We start from the raw sequence: 14,825 nt of genomic DNA on the forward strand, positions 1-14,825 counted from the left end.
GGTTGTCAGCATGGCGCTATAGCTCAGCAGAACCCGGATCGTATTGAGAGCCATGTAGCGCATGACATACCTGAAGTGTGAAGTGTCGATCTTGCCGGCCTAAACTCTAGCAGGCCGATCGTCACTGCTTAGAAGCCAACCGTGGCACATCTACGCCCTCAGTGCGAGAGGACGGCAAAGAAGCTCTCCCTGATTGCACAAGGCATCGCCCGATCTATTTGTTCGCGCCCACCCGGCCCTTTTTCGCCATCAGGCGCCGAAGGCTCTCGACATCATTGGCTTCGCCGACGTGTTTACCCAAACTGCGCAACTGATTGTCGAGCGCAACTGGCCACTCTGTTTTCTCGACCTCACCAAATGGTCCGATACCGAGTATCGCCTTGGTCACATTGGTCGTACAATCAAAAACTCCCCCACCGCCAAGATCGTCGATCCGCTCCTGAATTTCGGCTTCCTGCTCGGGCGTTGTGTTGAATTTGCGCACAGTTACATTGGGCCCGCCGGTCAAGTGATACCGCAGGTAATCTTCGGGCGAGACTTCCGGTCCATAAAGAGCATCCCCGGTGCCCATCTCTCTGGGCTTGTAGTGGCCGGAGGGATCGTAGAGGAGCCGTCCCTCGGGGTCGCCGTCATCGGGCATGATGAAGAGACCGGTGTGAGAATTGTTACCGAGGAAGGGGTAACCCGTTGGATTGGTATTGGACATGACATAGGTGGCTGCCACCTCCACGCCCTCGTCACGCCCGCGCTCCTTGCCCCAAATCGGCAATCGGCTGCTGGCTTCCTCGCCGAACTCGCGCAGTTCCAGAGCCGTCGTTGACTTTGGGCCAGTCTCGTAAGCGTCGTCGTCCGGCGCGAGACCAAAGGTGTTGAAGCCCGGTTTGACGCCTTGGGCGTCATAACCCCGCTTGTTAATTCTGATCATCCCGGCAGTCCTCCGATATGCGCTGTGCTGAGCGCCGTGCCGCCGGCCATTTCGGCCAGGTTCTGCTCGCGTTTGAGGTTGAGTTCGGCGTCGATCTGGTAGCGCTTCAACGCCCCGTTCTGCTGGATTTCGGCAAGCTTCAGCTCGCGTTCCATCTCCAGCTTCCGCCGAGCGGTCTCGCTCTCCATGCGGGTCTTCTCGGCGGCAAGCTGCGCCTCCATCTGCAGCCGCTGCATCGCCGCATCCGGAGGCTGCGGCTGCGCCGCCTGCATCCGCTTCTGGATGTCCTCGGGCGTCGGCTTGGTGAAATAGAGGTCGGGCGATTTCAGCCCCGCCGCCTCCACCGTCTTGGCAATGCCGTTATAGAGATTGTCGGACGAGACATAAGGATTGTCGGACCCGAGCGTCGTGAGCAGCTTTTCCTGCAACTGCTGGATCATCTGGATCATCAGCATGTCGCGCTCGCGCGTGCCGGCGCCAAGGCCGGTGTTGACGGTCGCGTCTATGCCGGCATTCCAGTGGCGCGGATCGAAGGCCACTCCCAGTTTGTCGGGCGAATGGCATCTACGCGTTTAGTCTTTGGAGCCGAAAAGGCAGCTACTCGCTCGGAACATTACCGCTCGCACGGTCACGTCGTTCGCATTCGGAATGCCAACACTGAGCCGGAGCTATGGGATCAACCCGAAGACAGTTCTGAAGTGGCGCAAGCGGGCTACGGTCGAGGACCTCAAGACCGGGCCGAAGGAGCCGCACTCAACTGTTCTCAGCGAAGAAGAAGAGGCGATCATCATCGCATTCCGGCGGCACACGTTGCTGGCGCTGGATGATTGCCTCTACGCTCTTCAACCGACGATCCCGCATCTGACGCGATCTTCATTGCATCGATGCCTGCAGCGCCATGGGATTTCGAGACTGCCGGATGTGGAGGGCGACAAGCCGTCGAGGAAGAAGTTCAAAGCGTACGCAATCGGCTATTTTCACATCGACCTGGCTGAGGTCCAGACCGGAGAAGGCAAGCTCTACCTCTACGTCGCTATCGACAGGACCTCAAAGTTCGCCTTCGTCCAATTGGTCGAGCGCGCTACCACCCGAACGGCGTCAGACTTCCTGGAAACGCTGGTTGCAGCTGTGCCCTACGAAATCCACACGGTGCTGACCGACAACGGCATTCAGTTCGCCGACATTCCGAAGAACCGCAACGGACCCACCGCGCAGTTCCGGGGCCATCCGTTCGACCGGGCATGCTGGCGACATGGCATCGAACATCGGCTGACCAAGCCCAAGCATCCTTGGACAAACGGCCAGGTCGAGCGGATGAACCGGACAATCAAGGAGGCAACTGTCAAACGCTATCATTATGACAGCCACGACCAGCTCCGCAGACATCTCGGCGACTTCGTCTCGGCATACAATTTCGCCCGCCGCCTCAAGACGCTCAAAGGCCTCACGCCCTATGAATTTATCTGCAAGGTCTGGACTTCACAGCCAGAGAGATTCACTCTGAATCCGATCCATCAATTGCCGGGACTGAACAGCTAGGCCCCGATCGACACACTTCGCGATCGCGCCGACCGTCTTTGGCAATAGTGTGGCAATCGCCATCAGATCAACGCCCCACATCATAAAGCCTGCCAAAAGTTCTGGCAGCGGGCGCAGACTTTTCATCATCCGGTTTCGCAAATTGCTGATACCCCACGCCGACAGGCGCAGCGTAGGGAAGGATCTTGCCATTGAACTGGATAACATTCCGAAGGCGGGAATTGTCATTCACGTAAGACCGAATGCGCGCGGCCGTCTGCGGCGCTATCGTCTTCATCGTGTTCGGATTGGCCATGCGGGCGCCATGTCTTTCCCGCAGCCTTCCGCCGGCTCAGTTCTCAATCGGCCAGCCCGGACAAATACTCCCTTGCGCGCACCAGTTTGGCTCGCATTGCCTCAGCATTGTAAAGAAATTCACCGCCTTCCGGACGGTACATGGCAAGCATGGCCACCAGGTCCCGGACATAGTCGTTATCCGGGTAGGCATCATCCAGCGCGACCTCGATCTCGTTCGCCAGGAGAATGCTGGGACGATCTGCGGCAATGAACTCGTCCAGCATCGCCTCAATAGTCTTGTTCATCGGATTACCGGCCCGGCCCCAATCTAATCCCTGATCCGCGCGCCTTCTTCACCCGGCCTCTCGATCGCAACAGCCTTGGCCCGGATAGTGGTCTTGACGTTCACATAATCCCCGAGCTCGTAGCCCGAGCCGATTTCCATCACAACTGTGAAGCGATCGCCGTCGTAGCCAAGAAACTCGACGACGCCGAACTCGTCGTTCAGCAAGCGACCAGGCGGGTCGAAGGAAATGTGATCGACCCCTTCGAACACCAGGAAGCCATCGTCTATATCTTCCTCATAGTTCCAGATCCCCCCCCGAAGACGCGACACTGCGTTCATCTGGATCTTCACCTCACCCTTCCAACCGTCAAGGACGACGGCCTTACAGGCACGGTCGCCCAAGTAAATGCTGCTCAAGAACTCGTCCGGTTTCATCATTCTTATCTCATCGGCCAATGTGCATCAGGACTGTTCCAGGGCACGATGTTTCCAAGGACATCGAGCGAGGGACCCTGCCCGCTGGTGTATGGCCCCCTTCCTTCGAGATGACCATGGGTATGCGGTGTTTTTCTGGGACCATGCCCCTGCGGATTCAGCCTATGGTAGTTTGATCCATTCGGATAGAGCGTGTGGGTGTCAACGGGATTTTGACCCGGCACAGTGCGGCCTCCCAACGGCTCGAACATGATATTGCCTCTGCTGTCGCCGATAAAACGCTGGATCGGCCAGCCCGTGCGCTGATCGGTGAGATAGGCTCTTTGAAGCTCTTCCAGCCGACGCTGTAGGCTGTCTCTCGCCTGCACGGAGTAGGAGCCGCCGGCGGGTTCCAGAAATGTCTCGTTCGGATTGAGCCGCTTTATCTCGCGCATCAGGCGGCCGATCTGAAATCCCATCGCTTCTTGAACGGGGTCTCTCGGCTGGGTTCCGCGCCGCGCCGGTAGCCGCGCCTGGGCAAACTCTTGGCCGCCCCGGCGATCGCTGCCGGCACTCGGCGCCCGATTCGGCAGCCAGCTGTTCGCCTCCTCGCCAAAATCGCGAAGCTCCAGCGCGCCGCCAAGCCCGGTCGGCGCCTCGTAAAAATCGTCATAGTCGCTGATGCGTCTCATCCCGGAGTTCCCCCGATATGCGCCGTCGTCAGCGCCGTACCGCCGGCCATTTCGGCCAGGTTCTGCTCGCGTTTGAGGTTGAGTTCGGCGTCGATCTGGTAGCGTTTCAAGGCGCCGTCCTGCTGGATCTCCTCAAGCTTCAGCTCGCGCTCCATCTCCAGCTTGCGCCGCGCGGCCTCGCTTTCCATCCGCGTCTTTTCGGCGGCAAGCTGCGCTTCCATCTGCAGCCGCTGCATGCCCACATCGGGCTGCTGCTGCGGCTTCGCCGCCTGCATCCGCTTCTGGATGTCCTCCGGCGTCGGCTTGGTGAAGTAGAGGTCGGGCGATTTCAGCCCCGCCGCCTCCACCGTCTTGGCAATGCCGTTGTAGAGGTTGTCGGGCGAGACGTAAGGATTGTCGGGCCCGAGCGTCATCAAGAGTTTTTCCTGCAATTGCTGGATCATCTGGATCATCAGCATGTCGCGCTCGCGGGTGCCGGCGCCAAGGCCGGTGTTGACGGTCGCGTCCATGCCTGCGTTCCAGTGGCGTGGGTCGAACGTCACCCATTGACCGCGCAGGCGCACCGCCCGCGGCCGGTCCTGGTGCTTGATGACGAGGCCAAGCAGGCCCTTGAACACCCGCTTCAACCCTTGCGCAAAGGTGCGCACCATCAGCTCCGTCTGGCCGATGCCCGCCTGCTCGACCAGCGCGGTTGCCTTCGCCGTCATGTTCTGCAGCGCGTCCGGCGCCATGCCGCTCGAGGCGTCCGAAATCCCGGTGCGATCGGTCGCCTCCTGGTCGAGATAGCCGAGCATCGAGAAGGATTCCCGCGCCACGAACGGCACCGCCGTGTAGCCGACGGCGCCGCGCACATCGACGCCCTGGCCGACGCGGATCGGCTGGCCGAACTTCGGGTTCAGCACCGATTCCGGGTTCTGGATCACACCTTCCTGCACGATCGGCTGCTGGTTGTTCTGCCAGTAGAGATTGTCGAGCGTCTGGCGCAGAAGCACCGTCTTCACCCGCTGGATCTCGGCCATGTCGTCGGTGACGGAGTTGCCCTCGCGCTGGTGCGGGCGGCGCTCGGTGATGAGGTCGGCAAAGGGCACCTCGTCCCATTCCTCGTCCTCAAGCAGGTTGTCCGGCCCGGTGCCGCCGGCAAAGACCAGGCGCCTGAGCTCGGCAATGCCGTCGTCGTCGGCATCCACCTTCACGTAGAGTTCGTAATACTCCACCTCCTGCAGCGCCGTGGCAGTCGCCTCGCCGTCGCCAAAGACGTCGCGGCGACGGGCAAATGCCTCATCGTCGCCGTCATGGTCGCCGGCAACGGCAAAACCTTCCACCTTCGCCCGGTCATAACCCATGGCGATGAGATCGGAGCGGCGCATGCGCAGGTTAATGCCGGTGATCGGACTATCGTCGATCGAGATCGCATCCGGATGGATGAGGAATTCCTCAAGCGGCACCGCGGCAAGCCGCGTCGTGCCACGCTCGCCCGTGCGACGGATCTTCACGTTGAAGACCGGCTGTTCCACCCGGCCGGTCGGCAGCTCGATCGTCTCGATCGATTGCGATTGCTCCAGCACCTCCACCGCATCGTCGGCGATCAGTTGCACCAGCGCCGCTTCGTCGAGCCCGGTATGGCTCGAGACCTCAACGGTCTGCTTCTTCTCGTACCACCAGCGGATCACGCCGTTCCTGAGCTTCAGCGCGTCGTGCGCGGCGTCCTGCACCGCGTCGTAGCCGTCGCTCTCGGGAAAAACGATATAGTTGATGTAGTCGGTCGCCTGCTCGGCACCCGCCTCATCGCCCTGGTTGACCGGCTCGTACTCGACCACCTTGTCATTGCCGAGCACCGTGCGGATCAAGGAAGGCAGTACCTTCTTCACCGCCGCGCGCACATCGCGCGAAACCACCTTCGAGCGGTTGCTGTCGGACGGCACGTCCTTCATCACCCCGTCGTAATATTCCATCGCCCGGATGCGATCGACCGACAGCGCGTCGCGGTAGGTTTCGCAATCCCTGACGAGCTGGCTCACCAGCGACGTCAGTTCCGGTTTTGTCATCGCTGCCATTAGGGAACCTTCCGATTGAAACTCTAGTTTGTGTTTGCTTGCATTCGCCTCGACGCAACATTTCTTTCTGACAACCAAGCTCAGAACGAACGACGGCACCAAAAGTGCCCCTTCAAGACAACCTAGGTCTGTGCGAAGCCGTAACTTCGACCTCATCGAGCACTGGCTTGCCTAAGTCTCAGCCATCGCGCGGTTCGAACGCGGCGAAACTTCGGGGGATCGGACAATCATCGATCTCGAGAGCGCCCTTGAATCTGCCGGCGTCGAGTTCATTGCCGAGAACGGTGGCGGTGCCGGCGTCAGGCTCAGGAAGAACAAGCCATGATCCGAACCGAGAGCGCAGTATCGCCACAGCAGGTGCAGCAGCCGGTCGTCATTGCTCCGTTCGCCAGTGTTCATCTGGATAATGTCGGCTAATCATGCAATATTTCCGTGAGCCCGGCGGGTCAGGATACAACTGACCTGCGAAACAACGAACAAAGCCGGCAGTTGCCGGGCCGGGCAGGACGGTCGCTTGCCGAAACCAGCCTCTGAGCGGACAAGCCCGGCGGGAAGGCATCGCGTTCAGCGATGATGGAGGACCTTATGCGATTCATCGATCTGGCTATCGCATCTGTCTTTGCCGCGACCATACTGGCTTCGGCACCGGCGTTGGCTGTGGAGAAGAAGGTGGTGCCCGGAGGAAACCTAGGCATCCGCAAAGTCGCGCCGCCGATTGCTGCCGGCAACACGCTCGAATGCGGGGGAAAGACGTACAAAGTGAAGACCGGGACCAATGCCGGGACTTGTAAGCAGTCGAAAGACAGCGCGGGTAACGTTTATCAGGTTATTTGCAACGACGGCGAGAACCATGCATCCGCAACTTGCGGGAAGGGTTGCGGAGCAACCTATGGCGCAGGCGACTGCGATCTCAAATAGGTGCGTTCCGTGGGGCTGCTGCCTCAGCTCCCGCAAGCGCAGCCACGACCCGAAATGCAAGTTGAGCGGCTTCAAGCGTGAGGCTGACGAAAGGCTGATCGTTCAGCTTGTTCCTTGAAGGCTGAAGCGCGGCGTTGCGAGACTGGGCACAAGCGCTGTTGACAACCCCGAATCCGGTTTCGTCATCGCTGCCATCAGAGAACACTCCGGTCGGTAAAGGCCCAGGCGGCGTCATTGGCCTTCACCCGGGCAAAGCGTTTCATCATCAGCGCGTAGCGGCAGGCCGAAAGAACGTCGTCGCGTTCCTTGACGATCCGGCCGTCCTTGCGGTGGTAGAGCCTGAACTCCTCGAACCATTCGCTAGCGGTGGAAAACACCTTGAAGCGCCCGGTCTGCATGCGCTGCAGCATGTCGGAGATCCCCGCCTCGACGCCATTGGTGCCGTCGTCGAAGGTCGCCCGCTCCTGGAGCATCGCCAGCCCCTGCCCGCGATATTGCGCCGCCAGTTGCTCGCCCGAGCCCTTGTCGTGCTGCAGGCCGTCATGCGGCCATGCCCAGGGCAGCCAGGCGCCCCAGGGTTTCAGCGCCGCTGAGTGAATGATCGGCGTCGCTTCGCGCTCGCGGTAAACCTTCGTCACGTAGAAGACGTCCGCATCCCGGTCCCAGGCGCAGGCAACTGCCGCAAACGGGTGATCCCAACCGAAATCGAGCCCGCCGATCTGCACCCAATGTTGGGGGAGCTCGAAAGGGTCGATGCGGATCTGTTCCTCGGTCACCGGGAAGATCCGGCCCGAGCCCAGCGTCGGCACGCCCTTGGTGCGCGCTTCCTTCTCATGCGCGGGATAGCTCGCAATGATCTTCGCGCGCTCTTCCGGCGTGTAATGCTCGGCATCGTCGATCGTCATGGTCACCACCACCCTGTCCTCGGAGGGCTCCAGCAGGTAGCGACTGACCACCGAGCTCATGCCCTTCAGCGGTGTAAACGTCACGGCGACGGAGCCGCCGGTCGCATTGGTGCGGGTGATGCCCTCGAAATAGACGTCCTCCGGCGGCTCCTCGTCGAACCAGACATAGTCCACCGTGTTTGCCTGCCATTTGGCGCGGCCCTGTTCGTAGGCCTTCAGGAGCAGCGTCGAGGTGCTGCCCGTCGCATGGCGCACCGTCACGCTGTCGAGCGCGCCGGATGCGCTGGATCTGCGCGTCCAGCCCGCTATCGCAGCCTTCGGGATATAGCCGGTGCCCCAATCCTCTTCGTTCATCGGCGGGCCGACGAGCAGCCGCTGCACGCCATCGCGCGTCAGCTCGTGCGATTCCGAGCCGCCGATCATCACGATCGGACGGTCGAAGCGTCGGCCCGCCCACCATTCGGGGTAGTCGCCGGTCAGGTGCATTGCCGCTTCGGCAGCACCGGCCAGCGTCTTTCCGAGCTGGTTTCCGGCCATGAACAGCCGCTCGCGGAAGGTGGCGCCCGCCTCGTGAAAGGCGGTCTGCCTGGCATAGGGCCGGTAATAGCGCAGCCTATTGCTGCTCTGCCGCCGCCCGATCTCCGTCGCCAGTTCCATCCGCTCCCTGAGCAGCGAGGAAAGGCTTGATGGTCTGGTCGAGCTTGCGGATCCGCTCGAGGAGTTGCTCATCCGTCATCTCGCCGATCTGGTTGACATTGACGTTCACGTCCTTCGGCATCAGCGAGGCCACGGCCTTGAGGAAATCGTGCGGACTCTTTTCGATCAGCGCATGGATCGCAGCCGCCCCCCGGCTCTCCCAGGCGGAAAGCATGTCTTCGAGAAACAGCTCACCGAGCTTGGTGCGCACCGCCTTGCGGGCGCGCGTCCGGACTGGTGTCCCCGCCCCCGGCACGCGCGGCAGGAAGCGCCCCGTCTTCGGGTCCTTGGCTGGCTTGCCGATGCTCATGATGATGGCTCCCATGCAGCGCTACCGCGCCGCAAAGCTCTCTAAAGTCGTTCAGGCACCCACGCGCACAACGACGGGAAAACAGTCGGCGGCCATCGGATATCCACGGCGAATTGCATTCACCCACTTGACCTTAGGTTGCATTCTGTCACCAATATGGAGTTAAGCGTCGTGCATTCGCGGCGGATAGGGCGGCCAAAGGCGCCGCTCACCGGACATGACAGGCAGGCAACGCATGTCGCGCAAAAGTGTGCAGCGGTTTTGCGATAACGACATGCGCAGGAACATGAACCTGAAGCGCGGCAAGCGAATCCTAGAGATCGTAACGCGCTTTAGATACATAACACTTTCAAATCGCAGCATAATTTATCCGTTCGATCGATCCCGATTTTTAGGAATTATGCGAAGAATAAGACGGGTGTCTGATGATCCAGAACGCAGTCAGAAGGTTGAAGACCATTTTCACGCCGCGGCTCTCGGCCGCAAACGTCTCGCCAAGGTTGCTCGAACTCGCCACGTCAGGAAATCTCGAGGCCCAGGCGGTGCTTGGAGACATCTATTTCAACGATGGCCGCGAGGAGCATTACGCCGCATCCTATCTCTGGAACGGGCAAGCCGCCCGTCAGGGCCATGCCGCATCGCAAGTCCGCCTCGCAACGATCTATCACAAGGGCCTCGGCATCGAGCCCGACCCGCAGGAGGCGTTTCGCTGGTGGCGCAGCGCTGCGCGCAAGGGTCATCACGGCGCCCGCCAGGCGATCGACCGTCCCCATCAGGGCGAGAGCAGCGCCGAACTGAACACGGCACCAGCCGGCTTCTGGGCGGCAATCCATCCCAGCGGAAGACACGAAAGACCAACCGAAGACATGCCGGCGGAGAACCTGTCAAATCAGGCGCGTGAGATGGCCGAAGACGAGCAGAGAATGCCGGGCGCGGTTGAGCGCAGCGAGCGACCCGCGAGAGCATCGCGCACCCGATTCCGTTGACCCATATCAGCGCGGGCAAGAATCCCGCGAGCCTCGAACTTGTCGGGCTCTCATATCGATCGGCCCTGAAAATCGCCCGACGAGCAGCGTGTGCGGGTTGCGACACGCCTGGCGCCAGATGTTCGCGGAAGGCGGTAGACACTACAGCGCCGCGCGTCAAATATGACGCGCAAAGGACGCTGTAACGCCTTAAATCTGCTGCATAATTTTCTCCTTAAATCGATTCCGATTTAAGGAATTATGCAGTAGGGCGGACGAGCCGCCTGTCCCGCCGAAACAAAAAAGGCCGCTTCGATTGCGAAACGACCATCCTGTAATATCCTTAGCCCGCTTCCGGACGCATGGCAACCCCCTCGGACAAAATTTGTTCTGGCTTTGTTCGGTTTTTCTCGAACATTGCCCCCCGCCTTCGGATGTGATCTTCCTTCACCGATCGCCGGCGCATTCGGCCGCGGCGCCAGGACACTCCGGTTATCGCCCCGCGGATCCTTTCCTGCGTCGGAACCGCTAAACTGTGGCCCGGCATTGCCGCCTCGCCGCGCACTTCCCCGGGAATAATGTATATTAGCATCTCGATATCCGCATCGGGCTGCCGCGGCGCACCGGCCAGATAGCGGCTCGTTCGAACCGGAACTGGCGCCTCGTCCCGGACAGCCAACAGAGCGGGCGGTCGCCGGGCGGCAAAAGGAAGATGTGACGCCGACACAAATCACCTGCGTGGCCACGACGGCTGCGCCAAGTCAGGCCCGCATAACGTCAAGGCGCATCGCTTTACCGCCGGGAGGGCGGGTAGCGCCTATAGAATGGGAGGAAAACATGAACCATCCTTTCCTGATCCTCACCCTCGTGATCGCGCTGTTCTCGCTTGGCGCCTGCACCAGCGCGCAGCCGAGCCGAAATGCCGGCTCCGCGCAGAGCGAAGGCAGCCGCGACAGCGGCGGCTCCGGCTACTGAACCGCCGTGCACCTATTGCATTACTTCTTAGGTCCGGATCGGGTTTTGAGAAAATTATGCAAGAAATTTAAAGCGTTACAGCCCCTTTTGTGCATCACAATTGACGCGCAGCGCCGCAATGCGTCTCGCGCGAATGTCGGCGACGGTTTCGGGACGACGACATGCATGACATGGGCGCAAAGCGCGTTGCATGGTCCGGTTCTCAGGCGACGTGTTTTTGGGACGCCGGAACAATGTAGGTGCCGGCCTCGTTGCACGTTCGGGTTTGAGGACTCCGGTTCTCGCGAGCGTGCGCATATTTGGTTGTGCGCGTCCGATTGTGTTATCATCCCCGTCGGGAGGAGAATGTCATGGAGAATTTCTTCGCACTACTCGCCGTTGTCGTCGGTTCCGCCGTGCTGGGGCTTGCCCTCGCCTACGGCATGCGCCGCCAGAAGGAAGCGCACCGCCCACCCGAACATGACGACGCCCGACTGAAGTTCTAAACCCGCCACAGCTTTCCGGTAAATCAGGTACACGGTCGAGGCTTCCGCGCGCGCCTGCCCCGTCAAAGGTGAGAGCTCGGCCGGCATCGATGCTCACCTGGCGATCAGGAATGAGCGAGAAGCGCCCAACGGTCTTTTGAGGGACGACAGCCTTCCCAATCCGTGGCTTGCAGGCCAGGTGGAGCGCCGTGCAGGAAGCCCGCCGGCCAATTGCGACCGGCGGGCCTGATCACCTCAATAATACGGCGAGTAGCACTGCTGCCGCGGGCCGCCATAGGGCTGGAACGAGTTGTCCCAGGCGCGGTAGGAGCGGTAGCGATCATAGCACCAGTTGGTGTGCCGCGGGTTCACGCCGGATTCGACGCGGCGCGGCGGCGCGGCGATCGCACCGCCGATGATGGCGCCGGCGCCGAAGGCTGCCAGCGGATACCACCAGCCGTCATTGTGACGACGATATCCGTCGCGATAACCGCGATAGCCGCGGTGTCCGTTGTACCAGCCATAGCGGTATCCGCCACCGCCATGCCAGCCCGGCCGTGGGCGGTAGCCGCCGTGCCAACCCGGACGCGGCCGATATCCGCCATGGTTCCAGCCTGGCCGTGGCCGATGCCTGTCGCCGCCCCATTCGCGATATTGCACCCTATCGACGTCGCTCTGCTGCGCCAGCTGAACCGCTGCAACCGGCACGGCATTCGCAGGCGCGTAGCTCGTCAGAGCCGTCACCGCCGCAAGGATCACAATGCCTATCTTCTTCATCTCGACACCTATCCGTTTCGAATAGGTGCAAGCTATGCCCCCTTGACGTGAACCCATGGTGAATGCGCCCTTCGTCATATTAGCATGTAAAAACATAGCGATATCGATGACAGCTGACTTCACCCGGAACCCGGCGCGGCGCGGTGGTCGATCTCGCTGCCCGCGTATCTTGCCACCCGCGGCAGGCGACATATCTTTGCGAAGAGGCCTTCTCCGCGCTCGCCGGCGATACCACCTGAGCACACGGCCAGGCGTTGCAGAAACTCTGCGCTCCCTCTTTGCGTGGGTTCACGTCGAGGCCACGACGGGTTGCGGAAAAAAGTTTGGGCACAATGTCGGCCCCACCGTGGCCCGTTCGTCATTCAAGCAGAGGGGCCGCCGTGGCTTCGTCGATCAAAGGAGAAAAGACCATGCGCGTGATAGTTATGGTGAAGGCGACCGAGGATAGCGAAGCGGGCAAGATGCCCTCGACCGAGCTGCTGGAAGCCATGGGAAAGTTCAACGAAGAGCTGGTCAATGCCGGCATCATGCTGGCGGGCGAAGGCCTGCACCCCTCGTCCAGGGGCAAGCGCGTCGCCTTCGACGGCGCAAGCCGCCTTGTTATCGACGGCCCTTTCACCGAGACCAAGGAACTGGTCGCCGGCTTCTGGATCTGGCAGGTCAAGGACATGGACGAGGCCATCGCCTGGGTGAAGCGCTGCCCCAACCCGATGCCGGGCCCAAGCGAGATCGAAATCCGCCCGGTCTTCGAGGCGGCCGACTTCGGCGACGCACTCACCCCGGAGATCGCCGAGCTGGACGACCGCCTGCGCGAACGCATCGGCGGCAATTGAGGTCGTCTACTACAGGCAAAGCATTGCGGGGAGCCGGGGTTCCGACGAAGCCCGGCTCTCAACGCTGGCAATGACCCCGTCACCTTTGCGGGGGGTGTTACGCCAACCAATCATTGGTACAGAGTTCTCAGGATTAAGCGCCAGGCGGCAAGCGAGTTCCGTTGTTCCTCACTGCATCAGCGTATTCTTGTAGATGATGCCGTCCTTCATGATGATCTTGAAGTTGTTGGCGGGGTCGGCCACCAGGTCGATGTTCTCCAACGGATTGCCATCGACGAGCAAGAGATCCGCAAGCGCGCCTTCCTCGATCACGCCGAGCTTTCCCGGATAGGGATTGCGCGGACCGGAAAGCGCCAGCAATTCCGCATTGGTTCCGGTCGCCATGGAGAGGGCTTCGGCAGGCGTGTACCAATGCGTGAGCGAGGCCAAGATTGCCCCCTGCTGCTGTGCCAACGCGCGGGAGAACAAGACATCGGTGCCCCACGCCGTCTTGATCTTGTACTTCTTTGCCAGATCGTAGGCTCTGCCGATGCCGGGCCACACCTCATCCGCCTTGGCCCGCTCGACTGAGCCCTGCGGAAAGCCTTGCCTCAATAGGTCGGGAAGCGGCTGCAGGCTTAGCCAAATGCCCTTCTCGGCAATCAGCTTGGCGCTTTCCTCGTCCATGAGGAAGCCGTGTTCGATACACTTCACGCCGGCTGCAATCGCTGTTCTGATGGCATGCGGAGTGAAGGCGTGCGCGGCGACGTAGGTGCCCCAATTGTCGGCTATCTCAACCCCGGCCCGCAGCTCAGCCTCGGTAAACGTGGTAACTTCGAGCGGGCTGTGAGGTGACGACACCCCGCCGCCCGCCGTCATCTTGATCAGCGCCGCCCCCTGCATCAGTTGCTCACGGACCCGCATGCGCACCTCGTCGGGACTGTCGACCACCATGCTGCCGCCGATCTGCTCCATGCGGGTGAGCGGGCCGCCGATCGTCCGCGGCAGGTCGGTGAGCTGGCGGAAATCGCCATGCCCGCTGGTCACGGTGAGCATGGCGCCGGAGGGGTAGATGCGCGGTCCGTCGACGACACCAGCGTCGATCGCGCGCTTGAGACCGAACACCGGTCCGCCCACATCGCGCACGGTGGTGAAGCCGCGCATCAGCGTGTCCGTCGCCTCGTCGCCAGCCACAAGATTGTTGAAGCCGACGTCGCCGAACGCCTCGGCCGGAGTGGGCCGAGCCAGCATTGCGTGCCAGTGCGCATCGATCAGGCCCGGCATGAGCGTTCGGCCGTTCCCGGCAATGCGCTGTGCACCCTGCGCCTCGACAGGGCCTGTTGAGATGCGAGCGATCACATTGCCTTTGACCAGCACATTCGACGCAGCGGAAAGTGAGGTGGCGCCTTTTCCATCGAAGATGCGGACGTTTTCGAAAAGGACGTCATCCGCCCTCGCGGCCGGGCAAACCCCGAGCACCAGAGCTGCCACAAGCCACCGTCTGCTGGACAGCACCATCTTGAAAGCTGTGCGGGCATAAGCGTGCACCGCTGCGGCGTGCGACAAGGCACGCGCCGCAAACGTGGCTTTCATCAACTCCTGCGATTCCAAAGATTTGATACGCACGGCGGTTCTCCGACCTTGAGGAAGGGATGGGTCGTGGCAAGAGAGAAAGTCGTAGCATCCATTGCGATAGGGCCAAGGCGCGAGCCACCGCTCGTCCATGCGATTGCACGGCCACGTTCGCAGTCAGGCCGATCGCAAGCGGCACGAAACAATATCAACGTCTGCTTGTAGGAACAAGCAGACGTTGAGGA

Annotated in this window: 17 protein-coding genes; 6 read left to right on the forward strand and 11 right to left on the reverse strand. The window is 61.2% G+C overall.

Annotated features, from left to right (window positions below; translation table 11 throughout):
• Positions 1–214: 214 nt before the first annotated feature.
• The gene (locus BC360_RS00760; RefSeq protein WP_244512644.1) at positions 215–925 is read right to left on the reverse strand and encodes a hypothetical protein; all 711 of its coding nucleotides are present in this window, start codon (positions 923–925) and stop codon (positions 215–217) included.
• Complete coding sequence (locus tag BC360_RS00765) at positions 922–1,464, reverse strand: hypothetical protein (RefSeq protein WP_065793907.1); 543 nt, start codon at positions 1,462–1,464, stop codon at positions 922–924. The genes BC360_RS00760 and BC360_RS00765 overlap by 4 nt, the downstream gene beginning before the upstream one ends.
• A 109-nt stretch (positions 1,465–1,573) precedes the next feature.
• On the opposite strand from BC360_RS00765, the gene BC360_RS00770 reads away from it, so the two are divergent.
• Positions 1,574–2,464 (forward strand): IS481 family transposase, encoded by an 891-nt coding sequence (locus tag BC360_RS00770; protein WP_139109860.1) that lies wholly within the window; start codon positions 1,574–1,576, stop codon positions 2,462–2,464.
• Positions 2,465–2,531: 67 nt separating this feature from the next.
• Here BC360_RS00770 and BC360_RS00775 read toward each other — a convergent pair whose 3' ends face one another.
• Genes BC360_RS00775 through BC360_RS00795 form a run of 5 tightly spaced genes read right to left on the reverse strand, consistent with a single transcriptional unit; the run spans position 2,532 to position 6,186 of the window.
• The gene (locus BC360_RS00775) at positions 2,532–2,759 is read right to left on the reverse strand and encodes a hypothetical protein (RefSeq protein ID WP_065793908.1); all 228 of its coding nucleotides are present in this window, start codon (positions 2,757–2,759) and stop codon (positions 2,532–2,534) included.
• A 43-nt stretch (positions 2,760–2,802) separates the two neighbouring features.
• Positions 2,803–3,045 (reverse strand): hypothetical protein, encoded by a 243-nt coding sequence (locus BC360_RS00780; protein WP_065793909.1) that lies wholly within the window; start codon positions 3,043–3,045, stop codon positions 2,803–2,805.
• Positions 3,046–3,068: 23 nt separating this feature from the next.
• On the reverse strand, positions 3,069–3,464 hold the full coding sequence (locus BC360_RS00785; RefSeq protein ID WP_244512645.1) for a DUF6258 family protein: 396 nt from the start codon (positions 3,462–3,464) through the stop codon (positions 3,069–3,071).
• A gap of 2 nt (positions 3,465–3,466) precedes the next feature.
• On the reverse strand, positions 3,467–4,132 hold the full coding sequence (locus tag BC360_RS00790; protein WP_065786974.1) for a hypothetical protein: 666 nt from the start codon (positions 4,130–4,132) through the stop codon (positions 3,467–3,469).
• Positions 4,129–6,186: a phage portal protein gene (locus BC360_RS00795; RefSeq protein WP_065793910.1), complete on the reverse strand. Its 2,058-nt coding sequence runs from the start codon at positions 6,184–6,186 to the stop codon at positions 4,129–4,131. Before BC360_RS00795 ends, BC360_RS00790 begins: the two co-directional genes overlap by 4 nt.
• 585 nt (positions 6,187–6,771) lie before the next feature.
• On the opposite strand from BC360_RS00795, the gene BC360_RS00800 reads away from it, so the two are divergent.
• Positions 6,772–7,104 (forward strand): hypothetical protein, encoded by a 333-nt coding sequence (locus tag BC360_RS00800; protein WP_139109861.1) that lies wholly within the window; start codon positions 6,772–6,774, stop codon positions 7,102–7,104.
• Between the two features lie 194 nt (positions 7,105–7,298).
• On the opposite strand, the gene BC360_RS00805 is transcribed toward BC360_RS00800, so the two are convergent.
• Positions 7,299–8,738 carry a terminase large subunit domain-containing protein gene (locus tag BC360_RS00805; RefSeq protein WP_065793911.1) on the reverse strand — a complete coding sequence of 480 codons (1,440 nt, stop codon included), beginning with the start codon at positions 8,736–8,738 and terminating at the stop codon, positions 7,299–7,301.
• On the reverse strand, positions 8,623–9,015 hold the full coding sequence (locus tag BC360_RS30460; protein WP_139109862.1) for a hypothetical protein: 393 nt from the start codon (positions 9,013–9,015) through the stop codon (positions 8,623–8,625). Before BC360_RS30460 ends, BC360_RS00805 begins: the two co-directional genes overlap by 116 nt.
• Positions 9,016–9,440: 425 nt before the next feature.
• On the opposite strand from BC360_RS30460, the gene BC360_RS00810 reads away from it, so the two are divergent.
• The 3 genes from BC360_RS00810 (at position 9,441) to BC360_RS32930 (ending at position 11,440) form a co-directional block, all read left to right on the forward strand.
• The gene (locus BC360_RS00810) at positions 9,441–10,001 is read left to right on the forward strand and encodes a tetratricopeptide repeat protein (RefSeq protein ID WP_065793912.1); all 561 of its coding nucleotides are present in this window, start codon (positions 9,441–9,443) and stop codon (positions 9,999–10,001) included.
• 816 nt (positions 10,002–10,817) lie between these two features.
• Positions 10,818–10,955, forward strand: coding sequence for a hypothetical protein (locus BC360_RS32055; protein WP_161491348.1), 138 nt, complete (start codon positions 10,818–10,820; stop codon positions 10,953–10,955).
• 350 nt (positions 10,956–11,305) lie between these two features.
• Complete coding sequence (locus BC360_RS32930; RefSeq protein ID WP_268750794.1) at positions 11,306–11,440, forward strand: hypothetical protein; 135 nt, start codon at positions 11,306–11,308, stop codon at positions 11,438–11,440.
• A 234-nt stretch (positions 11,441–11,674) separates the two neighbouring features.
• Here BC360_RS32930 and BC360_RS00815 read toward each other — a convergent pair whose 3' ends face one another.
• Positions 11,675–12,196 (reverse strand): BA14K family protein, encoded by a 522-nt coding sequence (locus BC360_RS00815; protein WP_065786968.1) that lies wholly within the window; start codon positions 12,194–12,196, stop codon positions 11,675–11,677.
• 410 nt (positions 12,197–12,606) lie between these two features.
• On the opposite strand from BC360_RS00815, the gene BC360_RS00820 reads away from it, so the two are divergent.
• Positions 12,607–13,029: a YciI family protein gene (locus tag BC360_RS00820; RefSeq protein ID WP_065793913.1), complete on the forward strand. Its 423-nt coding sequence runs from the start codon at positions 12,607–12,609 to the stop codon at positions 13,027–13,029.
• A gap of 168 nt (positions 13,030–13,197) precedes the next feature.
• Here the strand turns inward: BC360_RS00820 and BC360_RS00825 are convergent, their stop codons facing one another.
• The gene (locus BC360_RS00825) at positions 13,198–14,526 is read right to left on the reverse strand and encodes a metal-dependent hydrolase family protein (RefSeq protein ID WP_065794233.1); all 1,329 of its coding nucleotides are present in this window, start codon (positions 14,524–14,526) and stop codon (positions 13,198–13,200) included.
• Positions 14,527–14,825: the final 299 nt, after the last annotated feature.

This window comes from Ensifer sp. LC163 (genome assembly GCF_001695855.1).
GTDB lineage: Bacteria > Pseudomonadota > Alphaproteobacteria > Rhizobiales > Rhizobiaceae > Ensifer.

Coding starts and splice junctions, on each gene's coding strand:
- BC360_RS00770 (WP_139109860.1), top strand. CDS start 1,574: ATGCCAACACTGAGCCGGAGCTATGGGATCAACCCGAAGACAGTTCTG.
- BC360_RS00795 (WP_065793910.1), bottom strand. CDS start 6,186: ATGGCAGCGATGACAAAACCGGAACTGACGTCGCTGGTGAGCCAGCTC.
- BC360_RS32930 (WP_268750794.1), top strand. CDS start 11,306: ATGGAGAATTTCTTCGCACTACTCGCCGTTGTCGTCGGTTCCGCCGTG.
- BC360_RS00790 (WP_065786974.1), bottom strand. CDS start 4,132: ATGAGACGCATCAGCGACTATGACGATTTTTACGAGGCGCCGACCGGG.
- BC360_RS30460 (WP_139109862.1), bottom strand. CDS start 9,015: ATGAGCATCGGCAAGCCAGCCAAGGACCCGAAGACGGGGCGCTTCCTG.
- BC360_RS00810 (WP_065793912.1), top strand. CDS start 9,441: ATGATCCAGAACGCAGTCAGAAGGTTGAAGACCATTTTCACGCCGCGG.
- BC360_RS00775 (WP_065793908.1), bottom strand. CDS start 2,759: ATGGCCAATCCGAACACGATGAAGACGATAGCGCCGCAGACGGCCGCG.
- BC360_RS00785 (WP_244512645.1), bottom strand. CDS start 3,464: ATGATGAAACCGGACGAGTTCTTGAGCAGCATTTACTTGGGCGACCGT.
- BC360_RS00805 (WP_065793911.1), bottom strand. CDS start 8,738: ATGAGCAACTCCTCGAGCGGATCCGCAAGCTCGACCAGACCATCAAGC.
- BC360_RS00815 (WP_065786968.1), bottom strand. CDS start 12,196: ATGAAGAAGATAGGCATTGTGATCCTTGCGGCGGTGACGGCTCTGACG.
- BC360_RS00800 (WP_139109861.1), top strand. CDS start 6,772: ATGCGATTCATCGATCTGGCTATCGCATCTGTCTTTGCCGCGACCATA.
- BC360_RS00780 (WP_065793909.1), bottom strand. CDS start 3,045: ATGAACAAGACTATTGAGGCGATGCTGGACGAGTTCATTGCCGCAGAT.
- BC360_RS00825 (WP_065794233.1), bottom strand. CDS start 14,526: ATGGTGCTGTCCAGCAGACGGTGGCTTGTGGCAGCTCTGGTGCTCGGG.
- BC360_RS00760 (WP_244512644.1), bottom strand. CDS start 925: ATGATCAGAATTAACAAGCGGGGTTATGACGCCCAAGGCGTCAAACCG.
- BC360_RS00820 (WP_065793913.1), top strand. CDS start 12,607: ATGCGCGTGATAGTTATGGTGAAGGCGACCGAGGATAGCGAAGCGGGC.
- BC360_RS32055 (WP_161491348.1), top strand. CDS start 10,818: ATGAACCATCCTTTCCTGATCCTCACCCTCGTGATCGCGCTGTTCTCG.